Below are 24,213 nucleotides of genomic sequence, written 5' to 3' on the forward strand. Positions count from 1 at the left end.
TTGCGGCGGTTTTTTTATCTGAGGGACCCGTTTCGCATCGTTTTGAAATGAGCTATTTTATTTTGAAATGAATTGTGCTACATTGCAATTTATGCGAGATTGTATGGTTGCCCAATAAAAACATGGACATCAAGGTCACCCCTCAAACCGTGCTGCTGCAAACCACCATGAAGCTGCGAGAGGCGATCATGGACGGTCATTTTCCGCCGGGCACACGTCTTGTCGAAAGCACGCTTTGCGAAATGACGAACGTGAGCCGCACGACCATACGTGAGGCACTGCGGCGCCTGGAGTCTGAGCGGCTTATCGTCAACGTGCCCAATCGCGGCCCTTCGGTTGCCGTGATTACACCGCTCGAAGCGGACCAGATTTACCACGTGCGCAAGATGCTGGAAGGCGAGGCCGCGGCGCTGTTCACGCGCGAAGCGACCGCGGAAGACATCACGCGGCTCGAACACGCACTGCGCGATTTCGAAAGCGCGGTGAAGCAGCATCAGCCCACCGAACGTATCCGCGCGACGAGCGCGTTCTACGAAATTATCCTGACAGGCTGCGGCAACAAGATCATTCAGGAAATCCTGGCATCGCTGCTCGCGCGCATCAACGTGTTGCGCGCCAAATCGATGGCGAACGAGGGACGCGACTGGCACAGCGCGGATGAAATGCGCGGCATCTTCGAAGCGATCAGGCGGCGCGATCCCATAGCCGCTCGGGCCGCGGCCGAATTGCACGTCAATGCCGCGCACGAGTCCGCGCGCATCGCCTTCAATAGCGAACAGAAGCCGAAGGAAGAACCGCCGGCGCAAGAGCCGCCACCCGCCGAACCACGCATTCCCGTCATCGACGATGCGCTGTGGAAGCGTATCGCGGCGCTACTGCCCGACGCCAGGCCGAGACGCTCGCATAACCCCGGCCGCAAACCCATCACTGACCGGCAGGTGCTCTGCGGCATCCTGTATGTGCAGATGAACGATCTGAGCTGGAACGAACTGCCCACGGAGTTGGGCTTCGGGTCGGGTGCGAGTTGCTGGCGTCGTCTGCGTGCGTGGCAGGAAAGCGGTGCATGGAAGGCCGTTGTACGGCTGCTGAAAAGCACGCCGTTGGCGAAGCAGATTGATTTCGGTTCGTCGAGCTGAGCGCGGTGTATACCTATCAGTCGTTCAGCGCGCGACGGGCTCGCGAAAATCGAAACATTCCAATCTCCGTCTCGCACTTTCATTGAGAGCGAACTAAAAAAAGCGCGAATACATCGCGCTTTTCCGGGAGACACGGCGGAGTGCCGTGAAGGATCAGTGAGTAATCACGCCGGCACGCGGACGACACACCGCATCATCGAGAAGCTCCGCCGCATACTGGGCGCTCATCCGGCACTGCCCGACGCCTTTTGCGTCAAGCGCGATGACCTGGAAAAGCTCCAGGTCGCCGGCGTTCATCTGCTTATAGCCTTCGACGGTATCGATCAGCAATTGCAGCAATCTGCTTTGCTCGCGGCGATCGGCAAGCGTGTTTGCAGAATGGCGACAGATCGAAGCAATAAGTTTGACCAGAGCATCGAATTGCTCTCTGTTCTGCTCGCAGACACGGAAAGCGGCCAAGGCCAATTTTTCGTATTTGAGAGCGTCTACAGGCGGGCGTGGCTTGGGTGGCGTTGTTCTGGATGTACTCATGCGGTGGTCTTCCTGTGATGAATAGCTGGCTCGCCGCTCCCTCGCGAGGTTGGATAGGCGGGCGCAGTAGCAGTCCAGTCTAAACGTATTGCCTTCGGTGTGATTAACCTGGCGGGCTAAAAAGACACGCGGCGCTTTTATTTCGGAAGATTCCCAATGGGCACCTGCCGCGAAATAGCGCCCCGTTGTGCTCAGCTCCGATCGAGAACGAAGTCGTAGCTTGCTTCGCGGAACGGCCCGTCGAAACCGAAACGACGCGCGAGTTCGTGATCGGCGGGATGCTCGTGGTAATCCACCATCAGCGATGGCTTCACGCCGAACACCGCGTCCGATTCCAGATACTTGTCGCCTTTGTTGAACACGTGCGTGACGAGCTTGCGATAACCGGGCGCGTCGATCATGAAGTGCAGATGCGCGGGGCGCCACGGATGCCGCCCGGTCGCATTGAGCATGCGGCCGACCGGGCCATCGGTCGGAATCGGATAGCTGACCGGTACGATCGTCGAGATCGCGTAGCGGCCCTCGGCGTCGCTACGGAAACGGCCACGCAGATTGCCGTGCGGCTGCTCGGTGTCCTGCCCGGAGTACATGCCGTTGTCGGCGGTCTGCCACACGTCGAGCACCGCGCCCTCGATCGGCTCGCCGTCCGTCGTCAGCACGCGACCATGCACGAGCGCCGGCGTGCCGGGACTGAACGCGATGTTCTCGCCGTACGCGCGCTCCGGCATGCCGCGAATGTAGAACGGGCCGAACACGGTGGTGTCGGTCGCGCCGGTCGCGTAACGGTGATTGATTGCGTCGACCAGCATCGACACGCCGAGCGTATCCGACAGCAAAATGAATTCCTGGCGCACGAGGTCGTCGCACATCTTGCCGGTGTCGGTCAGAAAACGGATCGCCGACATCCACTCGGCCTCGGTCGGTTCGACCTCGCGCACGAACGCATGCATGTGCCGCACGAGGCTTCCCATTAACGTGCGCAGCCGTTCATCGGACGTGTTCGCGAAGCTCGCGATAACCTGTTCGGTTAGCTCGTGCTCGCTGTCTTTGCTGTTTGTCGACATGTGTCCTCCTTGATGGGTTTCCGCGCTGGCGCTGAGGGCGCTCACAGGCCATTCAGGCCATTCAGGCCATTCAGGCCATTCAGGCCGCTCAGGCCGCCGGCCCGTGCCCTGCCATGTGCGCTGCAACAGTGCGCGACGCACCGCGCTCCGCCGGCTGCGGATTCGCATACGGATTCTTGCATACGAGATCCGCGGCTTCATCGAGTCCGTGTTCCGGCGCCGATCTGTGCGAGCGAAATCGGCACACCGGGCGGGCGGTTCAATCCGAACAGCAGCGGCCGCGCATCGGCCGCATCCTTATGCAACACGTTCGAGAGCAAGCGCATAGGCCGCCGCATCGTGATTGTAGTGTGCGGTAGCATCGCCGCATGCGTCTGCGCGTGCGGCAAATTGAATGTGCCGCCGAGCGTATGACAGAGCTTTTGATGCAACGCCATCCCGACCGCGCCGACACAGAAGCCCGCGAGCCACGTACTGCAGAGCATGCGAATCACCTCCTCGGCCATCAGACTGATCACAGGGTTCGCGTCCTCCAGATACGGCGCTTCGACCGCATGCGCGATTGCGTTGACGCCTGACACCGCGGATACATTCGCGGGCAACGAAAGAGTCCGCGACGCATCGTAGATCACCGTGCGCGGTAACACACGCATATCGCGCCCGGTGCGCTCCAGACTCCCGTTGGTGAGGCTGTCGATCGGCGTCATCTCGGAGCCGGCATAAGTGGTCGGCACCGCGCCGATCGGCAGCGTAGATTCGAGCGCAATCGCCTTGCCAAGCCAGTCGTTCAACGCGCGCGCCCCTGTGCAACGAAGCTCTTCCCGTTCCGCACCCGCCTGTGCGGCGAAGACCGCCCCCATCACACGACCATCAGATATTGCGCAAGTTGTCCACAGGCGTCGAGGGACGCCGCAGCCGACGCCGTGAATTAGCATGTTTGGGCCGGGCATAGCCCAAGCCCAAACATGCTGGGGGGCTACCTGATATCACCGATATAGCGGATTACGCCACGCCGCCACCGCACAAATACTTCAACTCGAGATAGTCATCGATTCCATATTTGGAACCTTCTCGTCCCAGCCCGCTTTCCTTCACGCCGCCGAACGGCGCCACTTCCGTGGAAATCCGTCATTCGTCAATACCGACAATCCTGTAATCCAGTCCCTCCGCGACCCGCCATACTCGCCCGATATCCCGCGTGTAAAAATAAGAAGCCAAACCGAATTCGGTATCGTTGGCAAGCGCGATAGCCTCCTCGTCAATGCTGAAACGAAAACCGGAGCTACCGGCCCAAAGGTCTCCTCACGGAAGAGCATCATTTCGCGTGTCGCATCGACAAGTACAGTCGGTTCATAGAAGTTGCCGCCTTTCGCGTGGCGCAGACTGCCCGTCGCAATCCGCGCACCCTTCGCCACGGCATCCGTCACGTGCTCGGAACCTCTCGCGACCGCCTTTTTATCAATCAATGGACCGATCTCCACACCGGGCTCGAGACCGTCGCCAATCTTCAACTTTTCGACCTTTGCAACCAGCTTTTCGACGAAAGTGTCATACACACCGTCCTGCACCAACAGCCGATTCACACATACGCAGGTTTGCCCTGCATTGCGGTATTTCGATGCGATGACGCCGTCGACAGCGTCATCCAGATCAGCGTCATCGAACACGATGAAGGGCGCGTTACCGCCCAGTTCCATGGACGTCCTCTTGATCGTGGATGCGCACTGCGCGAGCAAGGTTTTGCCGATTTCTGTCGACCCGGTGAACGATAGCTTACGGACCACCGGATTGGAAGCCATCTCCGCGCCGATTGCGCTGGCAGTACCGGTAATACACGAGATCACCCCTCCAGGAACGCCTGCGCGTTCTGCGAGCACACACAAAGCGAGCGCGGAAAACGGCGTTTGACTTGTGGGCTTGAGCACCATCGTGCCACCTGCGGCGAGCGCGGGACCAAACCTTCGCGTGAGCATCGCAGCGGGGAAATTCCACGGCGTGATCGCCGCGCACACACCGACTGGCTGCTTGACGACAACGATGCGCTTATCCCGCTGATGGCCAGGGATGGTATTGCACTAAATGCGTTTTGCCTCCTCGCCGAACCATTCCAGAAACGATGCCTCGTACAGGATTTCCCCGCGGCTTTCCGCGATCGGCTTACCCTGCTCAATCGTCATGATGATTGCGAGATCCTCCTTGTTTTCCAGCATCAAATCGTGCCAGCGACGCAAAATCGCCGCGCGCTCCTTACCGGTATGCGCACGCCAGTCGTTCAATGCGAGTTCTGCCGCCCCGATAACTCGTCGCGTTTCGTTCACGCCCATTCGCGGAACCGTACCTAGCGACTCACCCGTCGCGGGGTTCGTCACCTCGATTGCGGCGCCATCGTCAACCTCTTTCTACTCGCCACCAATCAGACTTTTCCGTCGATGAAATTACTCAGTTCACGCTCTGACAATGCCCCCCTTCTCTCGGCGCACGGTGTCCCACGGCACTCGCGAATCGGCCCACTGGTTCACCATGGACTCTCACACGATAGCGTCTACGCATGGCTCCGAGCCGCAATGAAGCACACTGCCCAGCCACCTGCTATGCGTGTCGCACGCAAACAAAAAAATTGACAATGCCCTCGCACCACAGTACGTTACTATTACGATAACATACTAAGCAGGCGTTCCCGATGAGGTGCGCCGATCTGGCCGGCGGCCTCACGGAAGCCAGTGAGGAGCCGTTGCGTTTCGCGGGCTCCGTTTTCTCATACGGATGAGGTGATCTTGAGCGAAAAAGTGGCACTCATAGTCGGCGCGGGCGACGCGCTTGGCGGTGCGATCGCGAAGCGATTTGCGAGCGCGGGATACGTGGCTGCCGTAGTGCGGCGTAATCGGGACAAGCTGCAGCCTCTCATCGACGAAATAACCGCAGCCGGTGGTCAGGCCGTGGCGTATGGCACCGACGCACGGAAGGAAGAACAGGTCGTCGAGCTGGTGACGTCTATTGAGCGCGATGTCGGGCCTATCGAAGTCGCCGTTTTCAATATCGGCGCAAACGTGCGGTTCAGCATCACGGAAACGACTGCCCAGAAATACTTCAAGGTCTGGGAAATGGCTTGCTTTGCGGGGTTTCTCACCGGCCGCGAGGTCGCCAAAGCGATGCTCGCGCGCGAACGCGGCTCGATCCTGTTCACCGGCGCTACCGCGAGTTTGAGAGGTTCGAGCCACTTCTCCGCATTTGCGGGCGGCAAGCACGGCCTGCGTTCACTCGCACAAAGCATGGCGCGCGAGCTTGGACCGCGCAATATTCATATTGCTCACATTGTGATAGATGGTGCGATCGACACCGAATTCATCAAGGAGCGCTTTCCTGAGCAATACGCACTCAAGCAGGTGGACGGCATTCTCAATCCCGACCATATCGCCGAAAACTACATTCATTTGCACAATCAGCCGCGCGATGCCTGGACATTCGAGATGGATCTTCGTCCGTATATGGAAACGTGGTGAAAAAACTAGAGGAGAACAGTGTGCCGAGGCAAGTGGAATTCCTATTCGATTTTGGTAGTCCCACCAGTTACATCGCGTATCGCCGGCTAGCGACCATCGCCGATAGAACGGGGGCGACAATCGTTTGGACCCCGGTCTTGCTCGGTGCGATACTGCAGTCACTGGGCAACACACAGCCGACTGCCGTTCCTGCTAAACGCAAGTGGTTCTTCGCCGATCTCGCATTGTGGGCGAGGCAATTCGGCATCGAGTACCAGGAAAACCCTCATTTCCCCGTCGTTACGTTGGCGTTGCAGCGCGGCGCCATCGCGTTGCAGGGCAGCCCGCTGTTCGCGGCCTATGTGGAGGCCGTGTTTTCAGCGATGTGGCAAACACCTCGCAATCTCGGCGACGCCACCGTGCTTGAACAGGTTCTCACCAGTGCCGGCATCGACACCGAAGATTTCAAGGCACGGATCGGTTCTCCCGAAGTAAAGAACCGCCTGAAGGCCAATACAGATTCGGCAATCTCAAGAGGCGTTTTTGGTTGCCCGTCCTTTTTTGTCGGAGATCAACTTTTCTTTGGGCAGGATCGGCTGCATTTCGTTGAGGAAGCACTGCTTGCTCAACCCGGTGAGTTGCCATGAAACATGTTCTGATCGTTCACGCTCATCCCGAGCCACAATCGTTCACGTCATCCATGAGATTCGAGGCGACACGAGAATTCGAAGCTGCCGGCTGCGAAGTTCGGGTATCGGATCTGTACGCGAAGCACTTCAATCCAGTAGCAAGTGCCGACGATTTCTCATTCCGTACCCGACCGGACTATCTCGTGTACGCGCTCGAGCAACGTCATGCGCATGAGCAGCATTCGCTTGCACCCGACATCGCGGAAGAAGTTGAAAACGTTGTGTGGGCCGACCTTGTGGTTTTCAATTTCCCTGTCTTCTGGTTTTCCGTACCAGCGATCATGAAAGGATGGATCGACCGCGTACTGCTATCGGGTCTGTTCTATGGTGGACTGCGTTTCTACGACCGCGGCGGACTGGTTGGCAAAACCGCGTGGGTCACGCTGACGCTAGGCGGACGCCCTCACATGTTCGGACCGCACGGCATTCACGGCGAACTGCAAGGCATGCTCAGCCATCTGCTGCGCGGTACCCTCGGCTACGTTGGATTTCGCGTGCTGAAGCCATTCGTGGGCTTTCATGTCCCGTATATATCACAGGAAGAACGGCGACGCGTCATGCAAGACCTTCGGGAAGCGGTCCGGCACGTCGACACGCGCGATGCGCTATCTTTTCCGTCGCTCGATCATTTCGACGAAAAACTCTATCCGCTTGGCATCATAACTGATGCCTGACCACCGCGATCGGCAAACGAATACTGACTCACCCATCTCCTGCCACGCGGAAGACGCTGCACAACCGCAGCGTTTCTGATCGAGCCGCGAATCACGCTCCCCGCCAAAATGATCGCCCCCCCTGCTTCGCAACTTCTCTCTATCAACTAAGGCACACGCTCGCATGGACACGTTAAAAAACATGCGTGTGTTCACACGTCTTTCAGAAACACGAAGCTTTTCACGGACGGCGGAACATCTGTCGACAACACCGTCGCAAGTATCGCGAGCAATTGCCGAACTCGAGTGACACCTGCGCACCCGGCTTTTTCAGCGAACCACGCGCAAGACCATCCTGACCGCAGTTGGAGAACGATACCTTCAAAGGTGCAACGAGATCCTCACGTTGATCGACGTAGCCGAAGCGGAAGCAATAGACGCGCAGTTCTCTCCGGAAGGCACTCTGCGCGTGCACTCCACGGCAGGCTTCGGACAGCACTACGCGGCACCACTCATCGCGCGATATTGTAAGCAATATCCGAACGTCTCGATCAGTCTCACGCTGGCGCAACGAATGCCGAATCTGATCGAAGAAGGATGCGACGTATCAATCGTCGTGACGCCCATGCTCAGCGACGTCGGCCTTGTTTCAAGGCTGCTGGGTACGACTCAAACCATTCTGTGCGCGTCACCCGCATATCTCGCGCAGCGCGGCATGCCGCTCGACGTGGAAGACCTGGCAAATCATGCATGTCTGCAACTACACGTTCCAGGCCAACCATCGGAAGAATGGCTTCTGAACGGCCCAGACGGAGAGATTGGCTTGAGACTTCGCTCAACGACTTTCCACGTGAACATGGCGGACACGCTCGCTGTTGCGATTCGCGAAGGTATGGGAATCGGACCGCTGCATGTGGCGGCGGCATCGCCGCACTTGCGGGACGGATCACTCGTGCGTGTGCTGCCCGAATTTCATCTGCAGAAGTTGAATATCTATGCGCTTTACGCATCGCGTCAGTATCTCGATGCGAAGATCAGGACGTTCGTCGATTTCCTGCACGAACGCGTGCCGGCTATGCTGGCCGAGCTTGAGGGTGCGTTGACCGTGTAATGCCGTTTTCGGGCATTTTGACTTTAGGTGGCGGAAATCGTAGGTCATGTGCCGCATCGCCGGGGGATAGGTCCGAGATCGTCCGGACGGATCCGGCCAGTGCCTACTGCGTGAGGGGATCCGCCGCCCGCCCATGGCATCCGATGCAATGTGGCGGACAGCGACTTCAATGCCTGTTAGAAGCGGTGAACGATACCGACTCGCACTGCGGTCTGCGACGACGTCGACGACGGCGTCAATCCGGAAATTGCCGCGACGGCGGCCCTGCCTGTCGAGTCGACGCCGGTTGCGTGCTCATACATGACGAGCGCATACAGTTCGGTCGCTTTCGATAGGAAGTAGTGCGCGCCACCGCCAAACTGGCGGTAGGATGCACCATCGTGTCCGCCCACTGACCCGACGCGAGTAAGACTGCCCATCACTCCCACCAGAATTGTGGGCGTAAAGAAATAGCGAAGATTCAGTTCGACGGTATTGATCGCAGCCGTTCCGCTATATCCGAGTGGATTGGGACCAGACGTCGCGACGTCGCCCAAGCCGGTGTAGCGAACGTTGGTGTAGATGACACCTGCTGTAGCCGATCCATAGGTATAAGACGCCCCTACACCTGCGAGGTTGTACCTGTTTGCCGACGCAAATCCCGCGTATGCCGGGTTGTTTGCAGGCGAGGTCGCGCTTCCCAGACTGCCGAGGTTGTTTCCTGTCACGCCCGTCCCGTTCGGATTCGCCCCATAAAAGGACACGTTCGGGTTGTTGATCGTCAGGTAGCCCGCGCCGAACTGAAACGGCCCACCGTCGTAGCCCACGGCCAACGACCATGCCTGATTACGACTCACCGATCCCGCCACGCCGCCCACGCTGTACAAAGCCTCCGCGTTCACGCCGTGAAACTTGGGCATCGTGTACTTGATGCTGTTGTTCAGTCGCCTCGTACTCAGCAGATTGTCGACGTCAGCTGCGTGTGTGGCGATATAGCCGGCAAACTGCCACGCAGCGGAAAATGGTGCAACGATGTCCAGATGAGGGTCATACTGACGCCCTAACGTGAGCCGACCGTACGGCGAATCGAGTCCGACGAACGCCTGGCGCCCGAACTCGGCGCCACCCTGGGCAAATGCACCGCTGCTCATTGAAAAGCCATTTTCAAGCGTAAATATGGCTTTCAGGCCGGAGCCGAGATCCTCCGTTCCCTTGAGTCCCCACCGGCTTCCAAACATCCCGAACGCGCCGTCATTGAGAGCTAATTGATTTCCCGCTCCCACCGGGCGACCATTCACTATTGCCTTTTGCGAACCGACCGTGTAGTTCAAGCCGGCGTCCAGGATACCGTACAACGTCACGCTCGATTGAGAAAATGCCGGCGATGACAACGCCCCCAATACTGCAATCACTACAAGACGTCTCCTCATTGGAATCTACCTCCATATTTAGTATGAAAAAAACAAAGGAAACTACAAGTTTCGGCAGATCGGATATTTTTTATTTTTATTTGAAAGATTCCAGACAACAGGCCACCTGGCGGCTGCCCTCGGCAGCCGTCATATCGGAATCGATGCGGAAGTGTTCTTATGCGGATTTTCTTTTAGGCCGCTACTTCTTATTTGACTAGACGCTCAGATGCTCGCTCAGCACATTCTCGTTTCCCCTCAGTGTTTCCGAAGTCCCGACGAAACAAACCTGCCCTTTGGAGAGAACATAATGAATATCGGCGAGTTCCAGTGCCGCGTTCAGATTCTGCTCGATCAATAGCAATGCCATTCCCGCCCGCTTCATCTGCCGCATAATCTCTACAATTTCATTGACGATCATGAGTGCCAGTCCTTCGGACGGCTCGTCCAGAATAATCGTCGACGGATTCAGCATCAGCGCCCGCGCAATCGATACCATTTGCTGCTCGCCACCGGAAAGCTGAAACCCGCGATTCTTGCGTCGTTCTCCAAGCCGCGGAAACAGTTCATAGATACGTGACAGCGTCCAATCTCCAGTTCTTCCCGGCCGTGCCGCAACGGTCAGATTTTCTTCGACCGACAGGCTCGGAAAGACGCCGCGCTCCTGCGGCACAAAGCCCAACCCCAATCGCGAAATCCGATGCGGCGGCAACCCTGTGATCCGGCGCCCCTCGTAAATAACCTCTCCTGAGCGTGGTTTCAGATGACCCATGATCGACAGAACCGTCGTGGTCTTTCCCGCGCCGTTGCGTCCAAGAACGGAGGTGACTGTTCCTGGCTTGACGTCGAGCGATACGCCGTGCAGAACGTGGCTGTCGCCGTAATAACTGTGGATGCCATTTATCTGGAGCATCAGTGCTTCCCCCCAAGATAGACTTCGCGAACACGCTCGTTTCTCTGAATGTCTTTCGGGCACCCTGACGCGAGAATTTCCCCGTAATAGAGAACCGTGATCCGGTCGCCCAGCGAGAAGACGACCTTCATGTCGTGCTCGATCATCAGTATCGCGAGAGATTTCGGTAACCCGTGCACCAGATCGATCATGCGATCGGTTTCCGCTGGCGACATGCCTGATGTCGGCTCATCGAGCAATAGAAGCGCAGGCTCCGCGGCAAGCCCGATCGCGACTTCGAGTTGTCGCTGTTCGCCATAACTTAAATGGGATGTCTGACGGTGCCGTCCATCGGTTAGCCTGACCTGCTCCAGCAATTCGTCGGCCCGTTCCCATTGCTCACGGCGCGTCTGCGTGCTACGGAACGATTCGTACCATCCGCCCTGCTTGCCCTGCACCGCAAGGCGTACGTTCTCGCGTACAGACAAGCTCGGAAACAGATTGTTCTTCTGAAACGTGCGGCCCATGCCCAACTGGCACAGCTTGTCCGGCGTTGCACTCGTGACGTCTTCGCCACGAAAGCGAATCTTTCCTGAAGTTGGACGCACCTGTCCGGTTAGCTGATGAATAAGGCTCGTCTTGCCGGCGCCGTTCGGCCCGATGATGATGTGCCGTTGGCCCACGTCCACGCTCAGATTGACCTGCTTTGTCACCACGAGGCTGCCATACGCCTTGCAAAGATTTTCGGTCGCAAGTAGATTCATTTCACCCCCGGCCCGGATACTGCTTTCGAGCGTGCAAGCAGCTGACACGGCGTGTTCCTTTTGAATAACGCGGCCGCGAATCCCCAGACTCCTTCGCGCATGAACATCACGCAAAAGATAAAGATCCATCCAACCCAAAAGGCCCAGTATTCGCTGTGGGTGCTGATCACGTTCTTCATCAACAGATACAGCGCCGCGCCTATTGCGGGCCCGACGACCGTTCCCGCGCCACCCAGCACGACCATGATCATCACGTCGCCCGATTGACCCCAGCGCAGGACGTCGGGAGATACGTAGGCATTGAAGAGCGCGTACAGCGCGCCGGCAATGCCCGCGAGCGCCCCTGCGATGACAAACGCAAGCAGCCTGAAGCGCTCGACCGGGTAGCCGATTGCCCGCATGCGCTGTTCGTTCTCGCGAATGCCGATAAAGATCGACCCGAGCGGCGAGCGTACGAGGCAAATCATGAAGCCGAGAACAACGATGAAGCCGATCGCCACGACCGCATAGCGCCCAACAGGACTCTGCTGAAGACTCAATCCGAACAGGGATGGCTGCTCGAAGCCATTCAGACCGTCCGACCCGCCACTCAAGTCACGCCATTTCAGCGCCACGGCGTATAGAAGTTGCGAGAAAGCCATTGTCAGCATGACAAATGGAATACCCGTCACACGCACACAGAAAGCCCCGATGACCGCCGCGAGTACCGTTGACGCCGCGATTCCCGCAAGAAGCCCCCACCACCCGGACAGACCGAGATGCACGCCGAGGCCGATCACCGTGTATGTCGCAATGCCGAAGAAGGCAGCGTGCCCGAACGACATCATGCCTGTGTAGCCGAGCAGCAGATTCAGGCTCATGGCGAAAATAGCGAAAATGAGAATTTCCGCGCCTGTTTCCAGCATGTATGGCGTGCCGAACCCAAGTGCAATCAGCAGCACGCACACGATGCAAAAAGACAGGATCTGGTTGCGCTGGTTCATATATCAACTCATCAAGATGCCAAATAGTCCTTGCGGACGCTTCAACAGCACGAACACCATCAACAGATAATCGAGCACCAAGGCCGCGTCTGGAAAATAGGCTTTACCGAAGGTATCGACGAAGGCGAGCATCAAGCTAGCCACGAGCGCACCGCGCAAGCTGCCTAATCCGCCCACGACGACGACGATGAAGGCAGGAATGAGTACATCGATATCAAGGCCGAGATAAACCCCTAAAATCGGACTCGCGACGATCCCGCCTAGCGCGGCCAGCGCCGAACCCAATGCAAAGATGAAGCTGAATAGCAGCGGTACATTGATGCCGATGCCGGACGCCGTGCGAGCATCATCGACACCGGCGCGAACCATCGCGCCAAGTCGGCTTCGCTCGAGAAAGCACCACAGCGTCACGCCGACCACGCCACCGAATACGGCGACGAAAAGCCGGTAGACAGGCAGCACTGCTCCTCCCAGACGGACACTACCGTCGAGCAGCGTCGGCGGCGCGACGTTGCGGATATCGGCCCCCCAGAAATATCGACAGACATCACCGAATACGAGGATGAAGCCGAACGTAAGCAATACCTGATTCAAATGGCCGCGGCCGTAAAGCGGACGCATGAACACACGTTCGACGAGAATCGCAACGGCCGTCGCGGGCACCCATCCCACTGCCATAGCTAACCAGAAATTTCCGGTGAGATTGACGAGCGTTGCCGCCACGAACGCCCCGATCATGAAAAACGAACCATGCGAGAGATTGACGACGTTCAGCAACCCGAAAATCAACGAAAGTCCGGCCGCCGTCATGAACAACAGCGCGGCAAAAGCCAGACTGTTGATTAACTGCGAAATAAAGAAATCCATAGCACCGCCTCGTGCTTGAGAACGACATCCGGCAACGGACGTGCCGGGCCACCTCGACCGCAGTGAAGTCAGACTGGCCGCTTAGCCGGCTCCGGCACGTCCTTGAAGGTAAAGATCACCTTGTTCGTAATGCGGCCGTTGATCTCGGCGACTTCGCGGATATAGATGTTTTGAGTGGGACTCTGCGTTTCGGGTGTGAAGCGGAAGGGGCCGCGCGGCGCATTAAACTTCACTGCGCGCATCGCTTCGCGCAGTTTTTCCTTGGCTTCCGTATTGCCGTCTACCGCCTCCAGCGACAGATGCAGTACGCGCGCCGCCACGTAGCCATATTCGGAATAGACGCTCGGATACTCCTTGTATCGCGCAAGATAGTCCGAGACGAATTTCAGGTTTTCGGCGTTATCGAGTGTATCGGCGTAGTGCAGCACATTGATGGCGCCAAGTGCGGAGCGCCCCTGCGCGGGCAGCGTATCGCTTTCCAGCATGAAACCCGAGCCTGTCAGGCGATACTTTTGCCGCAAGCCATATTCGTCGTACTGCTTGACGAAACGCACGGCGTCGGTGCCGGCGTAGAAGCTGAACGTCGCTTTGACGTCCGTATTGCGGATATCGGCCAGATATGGACCGAAATCATTATTTCCGAGTGGCGGATAGATTTCCTTGATCACGGTTCCGCCGCGCGTCTGGAAGCCGGACTTGAATCCCGCCAGCGCGTCGCGGCCCCCCGCGAAATCGGATGTCGTCAGTACGACGCGCTTGTCGATGTTGTCGTAGAAGTATTTGGCCATCGTCTCCATGGTGGGATACGTGGCCGCCGAACAGCGGAACAGATAGGGCAGACCGACGTACGACAGCTCGGTTGCACCCGCGCCCGAGCAGAGCAGAAACGCCTGGCTTTGCCGAAGATACTGCACGGCCGCCATCGCGATGTTGCTGCCCTGTATGCCGGTGATCAAATCGCACTGATCCAATTCGACCAGCTTCTTCAACTTCTGCAAGCCGACCTGCGGATTGAGCTCGTCGTCTTCCTTGATGATCTGGATTTTACGACCCGCAATTGTATTGCCGATCTGGTCGAAATACAGCTGCATGCCGTTCAGGTTCGCATTGCCCAAGCCGGCATAGACCTTCGAATAGGTATTCAATGATCCGAACTTGAGTGGCGCCGTCGATTTCGCTAACACCGCGGGCGCGACGCCGCCAAACAACGCAAGCGCGCCAGCACCCTTCACGAAGTTCCGCCGGGAAGCGCTGATCGCGGAATCATCCGTCTTTTCCGTCATTTTTCGTCTCCTTACCATGTGTGTACAGCGCCTTCGAGTAGCACCGGCCAAACGGCCGGCATCACATCGAGGCGGGGTGCCGCCAACGGAGCGTCCACGTCTTGTGCATGGATCGCTCGCGCGCGAACTACAGCCCCATCTTTTCTTTGTAGTATTTGTAAAACGCGCGGATCATCACTTCCGTCACCATGTGATCCTGTTTCTGCACGTCCTTGCCGCCCATTTCCAGCACCGCCGCATGCGCGTCGGCATGATGCGCGCCTAGCTGCGACTCGCTCAGCACTTCGCCATCCTCCATCGCAACATATCCGGCGGGACCGTATAGATTGGCGTGGCGCACCCGCAAGCGCGTCATCTCGTCGTCATCGTCCTCATAGCCGAAATAGGTCCACTCGAGCTCGAACTTGTCGTGTCCTTTCGGAATCACGTGACGCATGCCGAATGTGTTGGCTTGCTGATGGATCACGACACTTGGGAAATGCTTGATGCCGATGATCTTGCCGTCCTCGAATTCGTGCCGCGGCGTGACGGTATCGCGATCGTTGAGGTCCAGCGCTTCCTTGAAGCGTGCGATCTGCGCGGCGTTCTCATCCGCCTTCTTGCCGACGTTGCGTGACGACATCAGGCTGTGGCCCGATCCGCACGGTTCGGACGTCGAATCCGTATCGGCGCGCCACAGACCGAACGTAATCAGGAACGAATGCAGCAGCGTTGCGTGATACGGATCCTTCAGGTTCTCGAAATAGAGCTTCCAGTTGCTGGGAATCAACTGGCGGTTATAACCGAGCAGCGTTAGCTTCTTGCCCGGAAATTGCCGGCGCAGTGCGTTCATCATGTCTTCGCCGGTATAGGCTTCGAACGGCACCGGATCCTGCGAAAAATTCGCCCAGATAGTGCCGCCGAGGCGGTATACCGACAGCGAAGTCAGGCCATGTTCCGCATTGTCGAAGTCGGGCGGCATGCCGCCCTTCTTCAGCATGCCGCGCTTGAGCGGTACGCCCTGCAGCTTGCCGTCGAGCGCGAAGTTCCACTGATGGTACGGGCAGGTGAACGAGTCTTCCTTGCCCTTGTTCTTCCAGCACAGCCGCGCGCCGCGATGCGCGCAGCGGTTTTCCCAGACGTGAATCTGGTCGTTGTCACCGCGCACGATGACCACCTGCCGTTCGCCGATATAGCTTCGCTTGTACGAACCCTTCTCGGGCACCTCGCATTCGAGTCCGATGTAATTCCACGTATTGCCGTAGAAGAACGTTTCCAGCTCGCGCTGGTAGATGTCCGGGTCCGTGTAGACCCAGAAAGGCACGCGCGTCCAGCCTTCTTCTGGCCACTTGCGGCGCTTTTCCGGCATTGCGATCGTCGATACTGCCTGCTCCATGATCCTCTCCTCCCTGTTCTTAGACCGGCATGATCAGCGAACGCCTGATGTGGTGGTTGTCAAAAACCGCGAGCCGCTGCCGGAACTTCAGTTGCTCCCCCTCGCGAACCAGCACGTCCAGATACTGGCCGACGATGAACACGATGGGATCGGCATCGAGCATCGCCTCGGTAACCATGAAATTCGTACGCACATGAATCGCGCCGTCCACGATCGCGGTGACACGCACACCGCTGATGAAATGCCGCCAGATACGCGGCACATACACCTGCGTCTCGCGCAGCGCGATGATCCGGTCGCGCACCATGGCAATCCCGTCGCAATAAATCGTCGCCTGTGGCAGGTTCTGCGAGTAGTTCTCCCGCGATACGACCTGATAGACGCAATCGTCGATGAAATACGACGGTAGGCGTTCGACTTCGTCGTCGTCGAGCAAGTCGGCAACGTCCTCATACAGGCGGCGAATTTCCGCTTCCAGCGCAAGAGTCTGTGGGTTGCGCGGCACGTCCGCCACGATCGGTGTAATCCGGTCTCTCATGTCCAGTTACTCCTGGATCTCTGACAGGTTGGTCTGGATGCCAAAATCCGTTCCCAGCTTCAGGATCGGCGACTTCAACGTCTCCTGCCACAACAGGGATTCGTTCGCGATGTGCAACGGATGATCCTGAACCGTCAGGACCGTGCAGCCCTGCTCGCGCGATGCGTGGTTGTGTATCGACCAGCCCGGCGCCGAGAAATGCAGGTCGCCCTCTTCCCACTCCGCTTTCTGTCCGTTGACGGAAGACCGGCCGTGCCCCCACATGATGTAGTTGATCGCGGCCGACGTATGGCGGTGTGGCCGGTCGACTTTGCCCGCGGGCAGTTTCGCGATGGTGGCGAAGAAGCTCGGCGACGTGCCGATTCGACGTTCCGTGGCCGGGTTGTACAGCACGTAAAGATGTCGCCCGGTGTAACCCAACTCCATGTTGTAGACGGTCTGCAGATGCGGCGAAACCTCCTTCCATGGCCAATGCAATGCCTTGGAATCCACTGTCTCGATGTCGACGAGCCACTCGTAGCCGAGTAGCTGCGCGCCTTCCGCACCGATCGGAATCGGCTTCGCCGCATCGCGGGCGCGATGCTGATCCGCCGCGGCGGCGACCGTTCCGGTCGAAGCGACGAGATCGGGAGCGTTGTCGACGAAGTGCACTTCGAGGCGTTCGAGTAGCGGCGCGTTGCTGTACGACAGGCGCACGAGCAGATCGTTGCCGTCGTTGCGCACCACCTGAGGACGCATTGAAGGGGTGTTCCATACATCGAATTTTTCGATGCGGAATTCCTTGCTGCCGATCGTCACCACACCTGAACCCCGGATGCACATCTCGACGCCGCTCGAATTACGCACGACCGGCGTGCTCTCCTCGCCGGGCTTCAGCACCACGATCTGCACGTCAATGCCGGGCGCGAATGCGGGAATCGGCCCGCTATTCATCGGATGGTTGACCGACGATGCACGACGGCCGTCGGCCGGACGGTCGATCGACGCAAGGCGCTCGATCTCTGCTTCGATCTGCGCGCGGCGCAGCACGACCGTCGGCCAGAACGCCTGCTCACGGGCCGGCTTTCCGCTGACATCAACAAGAGTGATTGGATTGTTCATTTGTGTCTCCTTCAAATTAATCGTGCCAAACCTTAGCCTTCAACTTGCCCAGCGAATCTCGGACTTTGGCATCAGGGGAATACTTCTGCCGCGTCCCGCCTGCACCGCACGTTGGTAAGCCAGGATAGCGACCGTCAGATCAGAGATTCCCATGCCCATCGATTTGAACAGCGTGACATCGCAATCGGCACCCGCTTTCTCCTGATTCGCGACGACCTTGCCGAGCGGACGCACACGATCCCATTGCCCCGCGCCGTGGCCCTTGTCGAAATAGTCGATCAGTTCGCGTGACGCCTTTTGCGCGTTCGACACGTCATCGACCACGATGAAGCCGATCCGCTCGAACAGCGCCTGCTCGAATTCGGCCGAGTGCGGCAAAATCGCGCCAACCGCGTTCAGATGCGCGCCGCGCTGAAGCATCGGTGCCTTCAGGAACGGAGCATTGGCCCGCGTGACGGTGGTGACGAGCGGAGCGCCTTCGAGTGCGTGCTCCAGCGAGTCCGCTTCGATTACTTCGATCGGGAACTGCTCGGTGATGGACGCGCAGAACGCACGGCGCTTTTCGGGCGTAGGACTCCAGATACGAATCCGTTCCAGCGGCCTGACGATATTCACCGCGGCAACCTGGGCCAGTGCCTGACGTCCGGTGCCGATCATCGCCATGTCGTTGGTGCCCGGACGTGCCACCCATTTCGTGCCAAGCGCCGTCATCGCCGACGTGCGCAACTGTCCCAGGCAGTTCGCTTCGATCATCGCCAGCAGACTGCCGGCTTTCGAATCGAACAGCACGAATACGGCCTTCGCGCCGTCCGGCGTGTTGATCCAGTTCTTGTAGCCGCAAAAGCCGGCGCTCGTCATCGCCGATCCCAGCGAATGCATGGACGATGCGTCACCGAAACTGCCCAGCGCCTTCGGAATATTGAAAGCGGAGTCTTCGCCGAGTTGGCGCACACCGTCTTCAAGTGCGAAAACGGCATCTTTAAGGCTGACGAGCGATGTCACGTCCTCTTCGCTCAACCAGATGGCTTGCTGAGTCATTCCTGCTCCCACTATGTTTTAAAGGTCGTCCCGAACGGGATTGCGCAGCGTGCCGAGCCCGCTGATCTCCACTTCGAAGACGTCGCCATTGCGCAAGAAACGTGGAGGCTTTCTACTCATGCCGACACCGGCGGGCGTACCGGTGGCGATCACGTCGCCAGGTAGCAGTTCCGTGAATGTCGTGACATAGGCAATGATCTGCGCGACGCCAAAGATCAGGTCCGCGCAGCTTCCGTTCTGTACGATCTCGCCGTTAAGACGCCCGATAATCGACATCTGTTCAGGAGAAGGCGCCTCATCGGGCGTGACGAGCCACGGCCCGAACGCGCCGGACTTCACGAAGTTCTTGCCGGCGGTGGCCTGGGCGGAATGCCTCTGCCAGTCACGCACCGAATTTTCCGCAAGGCACGCATAGCCCGCGACGTATTGCAACGCATCGGCCTCGGCGATGCGACGCGCCCGACGTCCGATCACGACTGCGAGTTCGGCCTCGTAATCGAACTGTTCCGACACGATCGGCCGCAACACCGGTTCGCCCTGCGATGCGAGCGACGACGCGAAACGGACGAATACCGACGGCTTCGAAGGAACCGCGAGATTCGCCTCGGCCGCATGCGCGTGGTAGTTCAGCCCCACGCACATGATCTTGTCCGGATCCGGAATTGGCGTGAGGAGCGTCACCTCGCGCAATGTGGGGCCGCCGGCGCCCTGCAAGCCTTGCAGGCGGGCGGCAATACCGGCCACGCCGTCGATCGTTAGCGCGTCGCGCAAAGTAGGCGCAGCGGCTGTGGCGAGATCGACGATCCTGTTGTCGATCAGCGCACCATAGGACCGGCGTGCGCCGCCCTTGCGTTGGTCGAGAAAGCTGACCAGCTTCATTCCTGTCTCCGTGTGGGTGCGCGGGGTTGATCTTCCCGCTCTGCTGTTGTGATGTACTGTGCGCCGCCCCGCGCGCTACCGCAATGCCGGACGTGGAACAGCATTCTTTCCTCGCCCGATCAACTGGCAGCCGCGAGCCGCACCAGTACGCGATCGCCCTCCAGCCTCGCCGGGTAAATCCGGATGTCGGCGGTGAGCGGCGCACACGTCGCGCGGCCCGTGCGCACATCGAAACGTCCCTGGTGCAACGGGCATTCGATCTCATGGCCTTCGAGGTATCCGTCGCACAGGCGAGCCTCGCCGTGCGTACAAACGTTATCGGTTGCGTAGACCTCGCCGTCGACGCGATAGACCGCGATTTCGCGGCCATCGATCGCGACGGCATGTGGGGCGTCTTCAGGAATCAGATCGATATTGCAAACGTCCGCCCATTGCTCATTCATGAGCTATCTCCCTCTCTTGCAGATGAGTTCCAAATACGACTTAACGACGTAGTCAGAATGCGCCAGGGCGCGGCACCGTACAAGACGCGCGGCGGAACAGGAACTGTTCCCCGCGGTATGAAAACGCGGGAAGAGGATCAGGAGGCGGAGAGAGGCTTCGGCGTAGACTTAGTGCATGTGTGCGAAACAGCCGCGCAGAAATTCGACTGCGGCCCGCAACTTGGCGGACGCGTCGCTGCGTTGCAACAGCACGGCGTAAACAGCGCGATTATCGATACTGTTGCCGGGCAACACTTCGACGAGATCGCCCGATTTGATGTCGTGAGCAACCATCCAGCGCGGCGCCATCATGATGCCGAGACCGGCCAGGCACACGAGACGAAGCGCCGGGCCGCTATCGGACGTGAAATTGCCTTTGACGTGGATATAGTCGATGCCGCCGTCACGCTTTACAGGCCAACGCAATGTCGATCCGCGCGTAATGAGGCAGTTGTGATCCATCAGATCTTCCGGCATTCCCGGCACGCCGTGGCTTTTCAGATAGGCGGGGGCGGCGACGAAAACCCGGCTATAGGGCGCGAGTTTGATGGCGACAAGGCCCGGATCGATGGTATCGGCAATGCGCACCGCGATATCGATACGGGCTTCATACAGATCCAGCTTTTCGGCCGCGAAAATGATGTCGAGCGACAACAGCGGATTCTGCTGCAGAAAGGTAGGCAGACGCGGAGCAATGATTTCTCCGCCCAGCATGGCCGGCGCGGTGATTCGCAGATGCCCCGTTGCCTGGTTCTGCATGGAGGACATTTCCTCGACAGCGTGGTCCAGCTCGAGCAACGCACGCATTGCATGGTCGTAAAGCAGTTGACCGACTTCAGTGACGACGAGCCGTCGGGTGTTACGGTTCAGCAGCCGCTGTCCAAGCTTGCCTTCAAGCCCGGCAATCCGCTTGCTTACCATCGCGGGGGTGGCCCCCATTCGGCGCGCGACTTCGGAGAAATTTCCGATCTCCACGGTACGCACGAAAATACGCAGGGTATTGAGATCTTCGAATACACCTGCAATTTCCGACCCCGATTGCGTCAACCACGACACGCCGCTCCCCATCATCCCTCCGATACATTGCACCGGTTACACCCAGGAATCACGCCTGCTTCGCTCGATCTTCGGGTGAGATCCAAACTGAAGCCACGCGAGAACGCCTGAACAAAATGTTAACACGGGTAGTGCATCGGAAAACGACTCTCCGGCCTCGGGAAAACACTGGCACATTCCACTACGATTTCAAGCAAACGCCGCGGTGCGAGCGCCGTGAGACGGCAACTAGCCAAAACAGCAGGACACCGTGCCGAGCGGCCCGTAGTCGACATTCAGTACGTCGCCCTTCCTGGCGAATATGGGGCGCGTAAATGAACCACCCAGAATCACCTGGTCTTTCTGCAGACCCACATCGTGCTCGGACAGCTTGTTGGCAAGCCACACCACGCCATTGGCGGGATGATTGAGCACGCCAGCCGCCACCCCGGTCTCTTCGATGACGGCATTGCGCGACAGTATCGCGCTCACCCAACGCAAATCGATGTCCCCGACCCTCACCGGACGGCCGCCCATGACGACACCCGCATTCGCGGCATTGTCGGCGATGGTGTCGAAAACCTTGCGCGTCCTGCCGGTGTCGGGATCGACCATCTGCGAACGCGAGTCGATGATCTCCAGCGCGGGTGTTACGTATCGGACCGCGTCCAGCACATCGAACAGCGTGACCTCGGGCCCCTTGAGCGGCCGGTCCATGATGAATGCCAACTCCACTTCGATGCGGGGTGCGATAAAGCGCTCGGTTGGAATGGTAGCGCCGTCGGCGAAAAACATGTCTTCGAGCAGCGCGCCGTAATCCGGTTCATCGATGCCGACCGCCATCTGCATCGCTCGTGAAGTTAAGCCGATCTTGTGGCCTTTCAGACGGTTACCGCCGTCGATCTTCTTTTGTACCCAGCTGCGCTGGATCGCGTAGGCATCCGCGATCGTGATGTGGGGATGGCGCAGCGAAATCTGCCTGATCTGCTCGCGGGTCTTTTCAGCCTCGTAGAATTCCCGCGCGAGTGATTCGATGACGTTGGTGGATAGCATGATGTGTCGTCAAGTGATGAATACGTGCGCCTAGCCGGCGAGCAGCCGCTGGCTGGATTTGTACTGGATGCGCCACTGACCGTCCTCCAGTACGAGGTCGTCGGTGCTATCGAGCACACCCGCCATCTGCGTCGGGCTGTTCTGGCCATCCGCGGATACGGCATGTTCGAAAGCGGTAACGTAGTAGCGCAGCCGCGCGGTCGTGTCAGTCGCTTCCGCGAGCCGCAGATTGGTGATGAGGTGTGCGGTACGGCGGCTCGCGTCGCGCTTCTCGAGCACTGCGAGAACAGCTTCGGGCCCCACGAGTTCCGTTCCCTGGCGTCGCCAGATACCCTCGCGCGCCATGAATTGCGCGGTGGCCGCGTGGTTTCGCGTGTCGAGTCCGTGGAAGAACTCGAATACGACCGCAGCCAGCGTATCGAGATTGTGTTGGTTCATTCTGGATGGTCCTTAAGGCGGCAATGTGCAAGCGGATGAGTATTGACACGCGGTGAAATGGTCGTGGCTTATACAGCCGTATCGGACAGTTTGACGGCGGCGTCCGCGAAACGCGCCCGGTCGATTCGCGCGCCAGCGCCTACGAACTGACGCAATTGCCGGAATTCACGCGGAGAACCGATACAGATTGCGCTGGTCAAGCGAGCGTCGGCATCCAGTTCGGCGATCGCAACGCCGCCAGCCGCCGCTTGACGGACCACGATCTCGGCAACTGGCCCGCAATGGCCCGCGATCTGCACCATCCTGTCGTATTGCTGCGACCAGAAGTAAGGCACCGGCCGATAGTCCACGTCCTGCCCCAGCATCGCGCGCGCGGCGGCGATGCCTTGATCCTGCGCGTTCTGCCACGATTCGAGCCGCAGCAGCGTGCCGTCGTCCGTTCGCAGCGCGGTGACGTCGCCGGCGGCGAAGATCGACGCATCCGATGTGCGGCACTGCCGATCCACGACGATGCCGCGATCGCAGACGAGGTCCGCGGCGCGCGCCAGCTCGTCATTCGGCACGAGTCCGATTCCCACCACGACGAGGTCGACGTCTAAGCTCGCGCCATCCATGAAGCGCGCGCGGCAACCACTTTCGCCCGCTTCGTCGAGCGCGACAATCTGTGTGCCGAGCCGCACGTCGACGCCGCGTTCTAGATGTAACGCAGCGAGATAGTCCGACAGGTGCGAAGAACCGGTGCGCGCGCACAACTGCTTGCCGACCTCCACCAGCGTCACCTCGCATTGCACCGCACGCGCCGCTGCGGCCACTTCCAGTCCGATCCAACCGCCGCCCACCACGAGCACGCGCGCGCCGGGCCGCAGTGCCGCGCGCAACTGCGTGGCGTCTTCGATCGTGCGCAAGACCTGCACGCAGCGCGCATCGATGCCGTCGATCGCCGGCAGACGCGCGCTCCCGCCGGTGCTCAATAGCAACCTGTCGTAATCGATCACACTGTCGTCAGCGAGCCGAACGATGCGTTGCCGCCGATCGATGCGCGCACAGCGTGCACCCGCCAGCCATTCGATATCCTGGCGCTTCAGTTCTTCCTGCGTCAAAAGGAATGGCAATGCCGGAGCCACCGGTTGCAGTTGCTCCTTTGACAAAGGCGGACGCTCGTAGGGCGGCACGGCTTCATCGCCGATCAACACGATGCGACCTGTGAAACCTTCGGAACGAAGCGTGCGCGCGGCCCAGCCGCCGGCCTGCCCCGCGCCGACGATGACCGCGCTGCCGGTTAGTTCTGCTCCCATATCTGATGCCCATGCTGTATTTGTTTAAAGCGGAAAATCGCTCTCATGTCCGCGATGATCGCGCGCTACGCGATCGCGTTGCCCGCTCATCGGTCTGCGCGTAGCCGAAAGAAGATAGTCAGGCCATCGCCCTGTTCGG

At 59.0% G+C, this 24,213-nt stretch carries 22 protein-coding genes and 3 pseudogenes; 5 read left to right on the plus strand and 20 right to left on the minus strand.

Going from position 1 to position 24,213, the window contains the following annotated elements; genetic code table 11:
* Positions 1–122: 122 nt before the first annotated feature.
* On the plus strand, positions 123–1,136 hold the full coding sequence (locus L0U82_RS39190) for an FCD domain-containing protein (RefSeq protein WP_233839196.1): 1,014 nt from the start codon (positions 123–125) through the stop codon (positions 1,134–1,136).
* A 153-nt stretch (positions 1,137–1,289) separates the two neighbouring features.
* On the opposite strand, the gene L0U82_RS39195 is transcribed toward L0U82_RS39190, so the two are convergent.
* The 4 genes and pseudogenes from L0U82_RS39195 to L0U82_RS39210 form a co-directional block, all read right to left on the minus strand.
* Positions 1,290–1,667, minus strand: coding sequence for a hypothetical protein (locus L0U82_RS39195; RefSeq protein ID WP_233839197.1), 378 nt, complete (start codon positions 1,665–1,667; stop codon positions 1,290–1,292).
* A 191-nt stretch (positions 1,668–1,858) separates the two neighbouring features.
* A complete protein-coding gene (locus L0U82_RS39200; protein ID WP_233839434.1) occupies positions 1,859–2,731 on the minus strand; it encodes an intradiol ring-cleavage dioxygenase in 873 nt (290 codons plus the stop codon).
* A gap of 105 nt (positions 2,732–2,836) precedes the next feature.
* Positions 2,837–3,510, minus strand: a pseudogene (locus tag L0U82_RS39205) (maleylacetate reductase); the annotation flags it as partial.
* 223 nt (positions 3,511–3,733) lie between these two features.
* Positions 3,734–5,121 (minus strand): annotated as a pseudogene (locus tag L0U82_RS39210) (NAD-dependent succinate-semialdehyde dehydrogenase); the annotation flags it as partial.
* 381 nt (positions 5,122–5,502) lie between these two features.
* Between L0U82_RS39210 and L0U82_RS39215 the strand changes: the two are divergent.
* The 4 genes and pseudogenes from L0U82_RS39215 to L0U82_RS39230 all read left to right on the plus strand — a co-directional run bounded on the left by L0U82_RS39215 (position 5,503) and on the right by L0U82_RS39230 (position 8,663).
* On the plus strand, positions 5,503–6,231 hold the full coding sequence (locus L0U82_RS39215; protein WP_233839435.1) for an SDR family oxidoreductase: 729 nt from the start codon (positions 5,503–5,505) through the stop codon (positions 6,229–6,231).
* Complete coding sequence (locus L0U82_RS39220) at positions 6,228–6,857, plus strand: 2-hydroxychromene-2-carboxylate isomerase (RefSeq protein WP_233839198.1); 630 nt, start codon at positions 6,228–6,230, stop codon at positions 6,855–6,857. The genes L0U82_RS39215 and L0U82_RS39220 overlap by 4 nt, the downstream gene beginning before the upstream one ends.
* Positions 6,854–7,573: an NAD(P)H-dependent oxidoreductase gene (locus L0U82_RS39225; RefSeq protein ID WP_233839199.1), complete on the plus strand. Its 720-nt coding sequence runs from the start codon at positions 6,854–6,856 to the stop codon at positions 7,571–7,573. The genes L0U82_RS39220 and L0U82_RS39225 overlap by 4 nt, the downstream gene beginning before the upstream one ends.
* 163 nt (positions 7,574–7,736) lie before the next feature.
* Positions 7,737–8,663, plus strand: a pseudogene (locus tag L0U82_RS39230) (LysR family transcriptional regulator).
* Between the two features lie 176 nt (positions 8,664–8,839).
* On the opposite strand, the gene L0U82_RS39235 reads toward L0U82_RS39230, so the two are convergent.
* From L0U82_RS39235 to L0U82_RS39310, 16 genes are all read right to left on the minus strand, one after another.
* Positions 8,840–10,072, minus strand: a complete 1,233-nt coding sequence (locus L0U82_RS39235) for a porin (protein WP_233839200.1) — start codon at positions 10,070–10,072, stop codon at positions 8,840–8,842.
* A 196-nt stretch (positions 10,073–10,268) separates the two neighbouring features.
* A complete protein-coding gene (locus L0U82_RS39240; RefSeq protein WP_233839201.1) occupies positions 10,269–10,964 on the minus strand; it encodes an ABC transporter ATP-binding protein in 696 nt (231 codons plus the stop codon).
* On the minus strand, positions 10,964–11,707 hold the full coding sequence (locus L0U82_RS39245) for an ABC transporter ATP-binding protein (RefSeq protein WP_233839202.1): 744 nt from the start codon (positions 11,705–11,707) through the stop codon (positions 10,964–10,966). The genes L0U82_RS39240 and L0U82_RS39245 overlap by 1 nt, the downstream gene beginning before the upstream one ends.
* Positions 11,704–12,690, minus strand: a complete 987-nt coding sequence (locus L0U82_RS39250) for a branched-chain amino acid ABC transporter permease (protein ID WP_233839203.1) — start codon at positions 12,688–12,690, stop codon at positions 11,704–11,706. The genes L0U82_RS39245 and L0U82_RS39250 overlap by 4 nt, the downstream gene beginning before the upstream one ends.
* A 3-nt stretch (positions 12,691–12,693) precedes the next feature.
* Positions 12,694–13,557, minus strand: a complete 864-nt coding sequence (locus L0U82_RS39255; RefSeq protein ID WP_233839204.1) for a branched-chain amino acid ABC transporter permease — start codon at positions 13,555–13,557, stop codon at positions 12,694–12,696.
* Positions 13,558–13,625: 68 nt separating this feature from the next.
* Entirely contained in the window at positions 13,626–14,891 is a 1,266-nt protein-coding gene (locus tag L0U82_RS39260) for an ABC transporter substrate-binding protein (RefSeq protein WP_233839205.1), read from the minus strand.
* A gap of 76 nt (positions 14,892–14,967) precedes the next feature.
* Positions 14,968–16,215 carry an aromatic ring-hydroxylating oxygenase subunit alpha gene (locus L0U82_RS39265; RefSeq protein WP_233839206.1) on the minus strand — a complete coding sequence of 416 codons (1,248 nt, stop codon included), beginning with the start codon at positions 16,213–16,215 and terminating at the stop codon, positions 14,968–14,970.
* Positions 16,216–16,234: 19 nt separating this feature from the next.
* Positions 16,235–16,753, minus strand: a complete 519-nt coding sequence (locus tag L0U82_RS39270) for an aromatic-ring-hydroxylating dioxygenase subunit beta (RefSeq protein ID WP_233839207.1) — start codon at positions 16,751–16,753, stop codon at positions 16,235–16,237.
* A 6-nt stretch (positions 16,754–16,759) separates the two neighbouring features.
* Entirely contained in the window at positions 16,760–17,854 is a 1,095-nt protein-coding gene (locus L0U82_RS39275; protein ID WP_267929975.1) for an AraC family ligand binding domain-containing protein, read from the minus strand.
* Positions 17,855–17,893: 39 nt separating this feature from the next.
* Entirely contained in the window at positions 17,894–18,892 is a 999-nt protein-coding gene (locus tag L0U82_RS39280) for an ornithine cyclodeaminase family protein (protein WP_233839208.1), read from the minus strand.
* A gap of 18 nt (positions 18,893–18,910) precedes the next feature.
* Complete coding sequence (locus L0U82_RS39285; RefSeq protein ID WP_233839209.1) at positions 18,911–19,771, minus strand: fumarylacetoacetate hydrolase family protein; 861 nt, start codon at positions 19,769–19,771, stop codon at positions 18,911–18,913.
* A 119-nt stretch (positions 19,772–19,890) separates the two neighbouring features.
* The gene (locus L0U82_RS39290; protein WP_233839210.1) at positions 19,891–20,214 is read right to left on the minus strand and encodes a non-heme iron oxygenase ferredoxin subunit; all 324 of its coding nucleotides are present in this window, start codon (positions 20,212–20,214) and stop codon (positions 19,891–19,893) included.
* Positions 20,215–20,382: 168 nt separating this feature from the next.
* Positions 20,383–21,324 (minus strand): LysR family transcriptional regulator, encoded by a 942-nt coding sequence (locus L0U82_RS39295; RefSeq protein ID WP_326489802.1) that lies wholly within the window; start codon positions 21,322–21,324, stop codon positions 20,383–20,385.
* A 213-nt stretch (positions 21,325–21,537) separates the two neighbouring features.
* A complete protein-coding gene (hpaH, locus tag L0U82_RS39300) occupies positions 21,538–22,341 on the minus strand; it encodes a 2-oxo-hept-4-ene-1,7-dioate hydratase (protein ID WP_233839212.1) in 804 nt (267 codons plus the stop codon).
* A 30-nt stretch (positions 22,342–22,371) separates the two neighbouring features.
* Positions 22,372–22,779: a nuclear transport factor 2 family protein gene (locus L0U82_RS39305; RefSeq protein WP_233839213.1), complete on the minus strand. Its 408-nt coding sequence runs from the start codon at positions 22,777–22,779 to the stop codon at positions 22,372–22,374.
* Positions 22,780–22,847: 68 nt separating this feature from the next.
* Complete coding sequence (locus L0U82_RS39310) at positions 22,848–24,074, minus strand: NAD(P)/FAD-dependent oxidoreductase (RefSeq protein WP_233839214.1); 1,227 nt, start codon at positions 24,072–24,074, stop codon at positions 22,848–22,850.
* Positions 24,075–24,213 lie beyond the last annotated feature (139 nt).

Source organism: Paraburkholderia sp. ZP32-5, from assembly GCF_021390495.1.
Classification (GTDB): Bacteria; Pseudomonadota; Gammaproteobacteria; order Burkholderiales; family Burkholderiaceae; genus Paraburkholderia.

Excerpts from the sequence above, each read along its gene's own strand:
- L0U82_RS39190 (WP_233839196.1), top strand. The coding sequence starts at position 123 with ATGGACATCAAGGTCACCCCTCAAACCGTGCTGCTGCAAACCACCATG.
- L0U82_RS39195 (WP_233839197.1), bottom strand. The coding sequence starts at position 1,667 with ATGAGTACATCCAGAACAACGCCACCCAAGCCACGCCCGCCTGTAGAC.
- L0U82_RS39200 (WP_233839434.1), bottom strand. The coding sequence starts at position 2,731 with ATGTCGACAAACAGCAAAGACAGCGAGCACGAGCTAACCGAACAGGTT.
- L0U82_RS39225 (WP_233839199.1), top strand. The coding sequence starts at position 6,854 with ATGAAACATGTTCTGATCGTTCACGCTCATCCCGAGCCACAATCGTTC.
- L0U82_RS39235 (WP_233839200.1), bottom strand. The coding sequence starts at position 10,072 with ATGAGGAGACGTCTTGTAGTGATTGCAGTATTGGGGGCGTTGTCATCG.
- L0U82_RS39240 (WP_233839201.1), bottom strand. The coding sequence starts at position 10,964 with ATGCTCCAGATAAATGGCATCCACAGTTATTACGGCGACAGCCACGTT.
- L0U82_RS39245 (WP_233839202.1), bottom strand. The coding sequence starts at position 11,707 with ATGAATCTACTTGCGACCGAAAATCTTTGCAAGGCGTATGGCAGCCTC.
- L0U82_RS39250 (WP_233839203.1), bottom strand. The coding sequence starts at position 12,690 with ATGAACCAGCGCAACCAGATCCTGTCTTTTTGCATCGTGTGCGTGCTG.
- L0U82_RS39255 (WP_233839204.1), bottom strand. The coding sequence starts at position 13,557 with ATGGATTTCTTTATTTCGCAGTTAATCAACAGTCTGGCTTTTGCCGCG.
- L0U82_RS39265 (WP_233839206.1), bottom strand. The coding sequence starts at position 16,215 with ATGGAGCAGGCAGTATCGACGATCGCAATGCCGGAAAAGCGCCGCAAG.
- L0U82_RS39270 (WP_233839207.1), bottom strand. The coding sequence starts at position 16,753 with ATGAGAGACCGGATTACACCGATCGTGGCGGACGTGCCGCGCAACCCA.
- L0U82_RS39275 (WP_267929975.1), bottom strand. The coding sequence starts at position 17,854 with ATGAACAATCCAATCACTCTTGTTGATGTCAGCGGAAAGCCGGCCCGT.
- L0U82_RS39280 (WP_233839208.1), bottom strand. The coding sequence starts at position 18,892 with ATGACTCAGCAAGCCATCTGGTTGAGCGAAGAGGACGTGACATCGCTC.
- L0U82_RS39285 (WP_233839209.1), bottom strand. The coding sequence starts at position 19,771 with ATGAAGCTGGTCAGCTTTCTCGACCAACGCAAGGGCGGCGCACGCCGG.
- L0U82_RS39290 (WP_233839210.1), bottom strand. The coding sequence starts at position 20,214 with ATGAATGAGCAATGGGCGGACGTTTGCAATATCGATCTGATTCCTGAA.
- L0U82_RS39295 (WP_326489802.1), bottom strand. The coding sequence starts at position 21,324 with ATGATGGGGAGCGGCGTGTCGTGGTTGACGCAATCGGGGTCGGAAATT.
- hpaH (WP_233839212.1), bottom strand. The coding sequence starts at position 22,341 with ATGCTATCCACCAACGTCATCGAATCACTCGCGCGGGAATTCTACGAG.
- L0U82_RS39305 (WP_233839213.1), bottom strand. The coding sequence starts at position 22,779 with ATGAACCAACACAATCTCGATACGCTGGCTGCGGTCGTATTCGAGTTC.
- L0U82_RS39310 (WP_233839214.1), bottom strand. The coding sequence starts at position 24,074 with ATGGGAGCAGAACTAACCGGCAGCGCGGTCATCGTCGGCGCGGGGCAG.